General features: G+C 68.5%; 6 protein-coding genes. 2 read left to right on the top strand and 4 right to left on the bottom strand.

The window, feature by feature from the left end; genetic code table 11:
• Positions 1-1,467: efflux transporter outer membrane subunit (locus tag F3J14_RS33040; protein ID WP_166726482.1), on the bottom strand; the 1,467-nt coding region annotated here is incomplete at its 3' end.
• Positions 1,468-1,624: 157 nt separating this feature from the next.
• Between F3J14_RS33040 and F3J14_RS33035 the strand changes: the two genes are divergently transcribed.
• Positions 1,625-2,566, top strand: coding sequence for a LysR family transcriptional regulator (locus tag F3J14_RS33035; protein ID WP_166726481.1), 942 nt, complete (start codon positions 1,625-1,627; stop codon positions 2,564-2,566).
• Between the two features lie 96 nt (positions 2,567-2,662).
• Positions 2,663-2,848 carry a hypothetical protein gene (locus F3J14_RS33030; RefSeq protein WP_166726478.1) on the top strand — a complete coding sequence of 62 codons (186 nt, stop codon included), beginning with the start codon at positions 2,663-2,665 and terminating at the stop codon, positions 2,846-2,848.
• A gap of 56 nt (positions 2,849-2,904) precedes the next feature.
• Here the strand turns inward: F3J14_RS33030 and F3J14_RS33025 are convergent, their stop codons facing one another.
• The 3 genes from F3J14_RS33025 to F3J14_RS33015 are packed head-to-tail and all read right to left on the bottom strand — an operon-like array spanning position 2,905 to position 5,592.
• Positions 2,905-3,732: a metallophosphoesterase gene (locus tag F3J14_RS33025; protein ID WP_166726480.1), complete on the bottom strand. Its 828-nt coding sequence runs from the start codon at positions 3,730-3,732 to the stop codon at positions 2,905-2,907.
• A 25-nt stretch (positions 3,733-3,757) separates the two neighbouring features.
• Entirely contained in the window at positions 3,758-5,179 is a 1,422-nt protein-coding gene (locus F3J14_RS33020; protein WP_166726483.1) for an FAD-binding oxidoreductase, read from the bottom strand.
• Between the two features lie 20 nt (positions 5,180-5,199).
• Positions 5,200-5,592 (bottom strand): DUF2069 domain-containing protein, encoded by a 393-nt coding sequence (locus F3J14_RS33015; protein ID WP_166726479.1) that lies wholly within the window; start codon positions 5,590-5,592, stop codon positions 5,200-5,202.
• Positions 5,593-5,640: the final 48 nt, after the last annotated feature.

The raw sequence follows: 5,640 nt of genomic DNA, 5'->3' as shown, positions 1-5,640 counted from the left end.
CGACGGATGGCCGTCCCGTCCGTCCTGGCCCGTTTCGACGCCGCCGCCGAGCGCGGCCATCAACTGCGCGTGCGCGGCGAGGCGTTCCGCGTCGATGCGAGCCGCCGTCTCCTGCGCGCGCAGCAGCTGCTGTTGCGCGATCAGCACGTTCACGTAATCGGTCAGCCCGCGGCGGAAGCCTTCGCGCGACAGCTGGTAGCTGCGATCGTTGGCGGCCACCGAGCGCGCGGCATCCTTCTTCTGCGTTTCGAGCGAGCGGATCCGCACGACCTGGTCGGCGATGTCCTTCAGCGCGCCGACGACCGTCTGGTTGTAACGCTCGACCGCCTGGTCGTAGCCGGCATCGGCCGCACCGAGTTGCGCGCGCAGGCGGCCGCCCTCGAAGATCGGCAGCGACAGCGCGGGGCCGGCCGTCCAGCCGCCGTTCATCGCGCGCAGGAAGTCGGTGAACGGCGCGGTCACGCCGAAGCCGCCGACCGTCGCGAGCAGGTCGATGTTCGGGTAGAACGCGGCTTTCGCGACATCGATGCCGCGGGCCTGCGCGTCGACCGTCCAGCGGGCCGCAACGACGTCCGGGCGGCGGCCGAGCAGGTCGGCCGGCATCGCGGACGGCAGGCCGGCCGGCGCGTCGAGCGACAGGCTCGGCCGCTTGATCGCGTCGCCGGCGCCCGGTCCCTTGCCCGCGAGCGCGGCGAGCTGGTGGCGCGCGAGCTGGATGGCTTCTTCGTAGGTATCGATCTGGCGCTCATAGTCGGGCAGCGTCGATTCGGCCTGGCTGACTTCGAGCTGCGTGCCGAGCCCGGCCTGCAGACGCTTGCGCGCGAGATCGGCCAGCGAGCGCTGGCGTTCGAACGTCTCATGCGCGAGGTCGAGCAGCGCGTAGTTCATCGACATGCCGACATACGCGCGCACGACGTTGACGTCGAGCTCGAGCTTCGCCGCCCGTGCGTCGGCCGCGGTCGCATGCGCGGTGTCGAGCGCGCGCTCGGTCGCGTTCTTGTCCTTGCCCCACAGGTCGAGGTGGTACGACAGGCTGAGCGTGCCGGTGTTGTTCCACGTGTCGGTGTCGGCCAGCGGCCCCGGGCCGTAGTAGACGTTGTCGGGCCAGTGCTGGCGCATCAGCGACAGGTTGCCGTTGATCTGCGGCAGTTCCGCCGACCGGGCCACGCGCGCCATCGCCTGCGCTTCGCGCACGCGGGCCTCGGCTGCCGCGAGGGTCGGGTTACCGGCCTGGGCGGCGGCGATCCACGCGTCGAGCTGCGGATCGCGATACGCGCGCCACCAGTCGGACGCGGGCCAGCCCGCGTCGCGGTCGGCCGCGCGGATGGCCGCGCCGGCGTCGAGCGCGTTCGCTTCGATGCGGGTGGACTTGGGCTTGTTGTCGCCCATGCTCGCGCAGCCGGTCATTATTAATGAGACTGCAAGAACCGCCAGTGCCAGCGTCCCTTTTGTTGCCGGAGACCGCACGATTTTCTCCCTTTCGGATATAGATGAGTCGGATGCGATTATATTTTTCAGTGATTCCTGAATAAACGGACAACGGTGCAAGTCATTTTTACGAATCCTGAGATAATATTTGTTGGCCCCTGTGCAACAATCCACCCGGATTCAAAGGGGTAATGGGATGGATACGTTACAAAACATGCGGGTATTCGTCCGCGTGGTCGACGCGGGAAGCTTTACCGCGGCCGCCCAGCAGATGAATTCGACGACCGCCTATGCGTCGCGCGCCGTGTCGGATCTCGAGGCGCACCTGCGCACGCGCCTTCTCAACCGGACGACACGCCGGATCGCGCTGACCGAAGCGGGCGAACGCTACCTGCAGCGCTGCGAGCAGATCCTCGCGTACGTCGACCAGGCGGAAGCCGAAGCGGGCGACGCGCACGCGCGCCCGTCGGGCAAGCTGAAGGTCCATTGCTTCACGAGCCTGGGGCAGCACTATCTGGTGCCGGCCATTGCGCGCTATCGGCAGCGCTATCCGGACGTGCACGTCGAGCTGACGCTCGCGCAGCGGATGCCCGACCTGCTCGACGAGGGCTACGACGTCGCGATCGTCGTCGGCCGCGACCTGCCCGATTCGGGGCTCGTGTCGCAGCGGCTCGGCGAGAGCTACAGCGTGGTGTGCGCATCGCCCGCCTATGTCGACGCGCACGGCGCGCCGCATACGCCGGCGGATCTCGAGCAGCACATCTGTCTCGGGATGGTCGCGCCGGGCTTTCACTTCGACGAGTGGGCGCTGTCGGGGCCGCGCGGCGACGAGGTGATTCCGATCACGGCGCCGCCGTTCCGCGTGAACGTCGCCGAGGCGCTCGCGGTGGCCGTGCGGGAAGGGATGGGGATCGGCGGGTTGCCGCTCTATTCGGCGATCGGCGGGCTGCGCAGCGGCGACATCGTGCGCGTGATGCCCGAATACCGGTCGCACGTGATGAACATCTACGCGCTGTATCCGTCGCGCCAGTACCTCGACGCGAAAATCCGTACCTGGGTCGATTTCCTGCGCGACGAGTTGCCGGCCACGCTTGAAGCCGACGAAGCCGCGCTCGCGCAGTTCACGGCTGCGACATGATGGCGCGCCCGAGCCCGATCTGACGAGATTTGTCGTTCGCGCAACATTTTTTTACCATCGGGCGCAGACAGTTTGATACTGTTGAAACATAGAGACATGGATCTGCCCACACCCGGAGTCGCAATGGATACGCAATTGATGATCGGCCTTGGCGTTCTGCTTGGCGCGGCGGCGGCCGCCGCGGCCACGCGTGATCTGCTGCGCGCGATGAAGGCACGCATGAAGCCGGTGCCGGTGCGGGTGCGCGCGTCGTCGAACGGATCGCGCCGCGCCGACCGCTGATCGGGCGGCATTCCGGATCGGAGAGGGCCGCATCGCGCGGCCGCATGGGCCGGCGTTCAGCCGAGCTCGACCACTTTGTCCCACGCAAACGCGGGATTTTCCAGTTCGCCGGTGCGCCGGTAGATATAGCCGCGCGGGTTGCACACCACGTGCGTGCCGCTGTCGGTCACGTAATCGAATGAAGTATGCGTGTGGCCGTGGATCCACAGGTCCACGGGCGGCCGCACGAGTTCCGCCATGTCCGTGACGAAGCCCGCCGACGCAAGGTCCTCCGCGTAACGCTCCGCGAGCGAGCGCAGATGCGGCGCATGGTGGGTGACGACGATCGTCCGGCCCGCGAACGGCGTCGCGAGCCGCGCTTCCAGCCACGCGCGGCCGTGCCGGTGCAGCGCGATCGCGTCGGCGGGCGTGAAGTCGCGCTCCGGCGTGCCGCCCGCATGCAGCGCGGCTTCATGCGGCCACGTCACCTGGATCAATCCCTTGAAATCGAGCATCACGCGCAGGCCGGCCTCGATCGCGCGCGCGACGCTCGCATCGTCCGCGCCGAACAGCGTGAAATCGCTCCACAGCGTCGTGCCCAGCACGCGAAAGCGCCGCGCCGGATCGACGTACACGCCGTTGTTCAGATAATGCACGTGGTCAAGCGTATGCGCGGCGTCGCGCATCGCGGTTTCGAGCGCGCCGAATTCCCCGTCGTAGTACTCGTGGTTGCCCGGCACGTAGATCACCGGCACGTCCGGATCGAACGTCTCGGCGGCCCAGCGCAGGCCTTCCGCATGATTGTGGATGTCGCCGGCCAGCACGACGAGATCCGCGTCGGCATGCACGATCGTGTCGGGCTGGTTGCATTCGAGATGCAGGTCGGACAGGACGCGGATTCTCATGGACGTCGCTCCGGGGTGGGGGGCTTCAGCGCAGGACCTTGCCGGGATTCATCAGCCCGCGCGGGTCGAGCGCCGTCTTCAGCGTGCGCATGAGCGCCGTTTCGACCGGCGACTTGTAGCGCTGCGCGTCGTCGATCTTCAACTGGCCGATCCCGTGTTCCGCGCTGATCGTGCCGTGGTGGCGATGCACATTGTCGTAGACGATCCGGTTGATCGGCTTCTGAAATTGCGCGAGGAACGCCTTCGGGTCGCCGCCTTCGGGCGTCTGCACGTTGTAGTGCAGGTTGCCGTCGCCGAGGTGGCCGAACGTGACCATCCGCGCGCCCGGCGCGGCCTGCTGGATCGCCGCGTCGGTTTCGTCGATGAAGCGCGCGATCGACGAGATCGGTACCGCGATGTCGTGCTTGATGTTGAGTCCCTCGTCGGCCTGGGCGAGCGGAATGTGTTCGCGCAGGCCCCAGAACGCGCGCGATTGCGCGAGATTTTCCGCGACCACCGCGTCGACCACGAGCCCGGCCTCGAACGCCTCTTCCATCAGCTTCTCGAACAGTGTGCGCGCATGCGCTTCGCTCTCGTTGTCCGACAGCTCGAGCAGCACCGTCTGCGCATGGGGGCGGTCAAACGGGTAGCGCAGCTGCGGATAGTGCTTGCCGACGAGTTGCATGCAGAAGTCCGACATCAGCTCGAAGCCGGTCAGCAGCGGGCCGGCCGCGCGCTGCGCGAGCGCGAGGAAGTCGAGCGCCGCGTGCGGCGACTCGAGCGCGGCCAGCGCGGTGACTTGCGCGGCGGGCAGCGGATGCAGCTTCATCACGGCGGCGGTGATGATCCCGAGCGTGCCCTCCGCGCCGATGAACAGGTCGCGCAGGTCGTAGCCGGTGTTGTCCTTGCGCAGCCCGCGCAGGCCGTCCCAGATCTCGCCCTGCGGCGTCACGACTTCGAGCCCGAGGCACAGTTCGCGGGCGTTGCCGTAGCGCAGCACCGCGGTGCCGCCCGCGTTGGTCGACAGGTTGCCGCCGATCGTGCAGCTGCCTTCGGCGGCGAGGCTCAGCGCGAACAGCCGGCCGCCTTCGCGGGCGCGCGCCTGCACGTCGGCGAGGATCACGCCGGCTTCGACGGTGATCGTGTTGTTGTGCGGATCGAGCGCGCGCACGCGGTTCAGGCGCGCGAGGCTCAGCACGGCTTGGCCGCCGCTCGCGTCGGGCGTCGCGCCGCCGGCCAGGCCCGTGTTGCCGCCCTGCGGCACGAGCGCGACGCCGTGCGTGTTCGCGAGCCGGACGAGCGCGGCGACTTCCGCCGTATCGGCCGGTTTCAGCACCGCGCACGCGCTGCCCTTGTAGCGGCGGCGCCAGTCGGTCAGGAACGGTTCGGTGTCGTGCGGATCGGTCAGCACGCCGGCGGCGCCGATCGCGTCGCGGCAGGCGGATACGAAGGCTTCGGAAGAAATCATCACGGTCGGTCGCGTAAGGGTCAGGACGCAGCGCGCTGCTTTTTTGCCGAGCGCTTGAACGGCGCGACGTAGGCAAGCGCAGCCACGAAGAAGCCAACGGCGAGCGCGGTCTCGCACCAGCCGAGCGTCGCGGACAGCCCGCGGTCGGACATGCCGCGCACGATGCCTTCGGCAAAATAAATGAGGATCAGCATGCTCGCCCACTGCATCGTATAGATGTTACGCCGCCAGACGCCGGGCAGCGCGAGCGCGAGCGGCACGGCCTTGAGCATCAGCGCCGAGCCGCCCGGGCGCAGCGGCGCGAGCCACAGCTCCCATGCGAGCGACAGCGCGATCAGCGCGACCAGGCACGCGGCGGCGGCCAGCGCGTAGCGCGGCCGGGCGGCGACGGCGGGGCGGGCGGGCGTGTTCATGCGGCTTCGGTCGCCTGGGCCGCGGACAGCGCGGCCGCCGCGCGGGCA

It is taken from the genome of Burkholderia sp. Tr-862 (genome assembly GCF_011753085.1).
Taxonomy (GTDB): Bacteria; Pseudomonadota; Gammaproteobacteria; order Burkholderiales; family Burkholderiaceae; genus Burkholderia; species Burkholderia ambifaria.
Note: the sequence above shows the minus strand (reverse complement) of the source record. Positions and strands in the feature narration are given on the sequence as shown.

What these genes read in the sequence shown, in the direction of transcription:
- F3J14_RS33020 (WP_166726483.1), bottom strand. Translation starts at nt 5,179, where the DNA reads ATGATTTCTTCCGAAGCCTTCGTATCCGCCTGCCGCGACGCGATCGGC.
- F3J14_RS33030 (WP_166726478.1), top strand. Translation starts at nt 2,663, where the DNA reads ATGGATCTGCCCACACCCGGAGTCGCAATGGATACGCAATTGATGATC.
- F3J14_RS33035 (WP_166726481.1), top strand. Translation starts at nt 1,625, where the DNA reads ATGGATACGTTACAAAACATGCGGGTATTCGTCCGCGTGGTCGACGCG.
- F3J14_RS33015 (WP_166726479.1), bottom strand. Translation starts at nt 5,592, where the DNA reads ATGAACACGCCCGCCCGCCCCGCCGTCGCCGCCCGGCCGCGCTACGCG.
- F3J14_RS33025 (WP_166726480.1), bottom strand. Translation starts at nt 3,732, where the DNA reads ATGAGAATCCGCGTCCTGTCCGACCTGCATCTCGAATGCAACCAGCCC.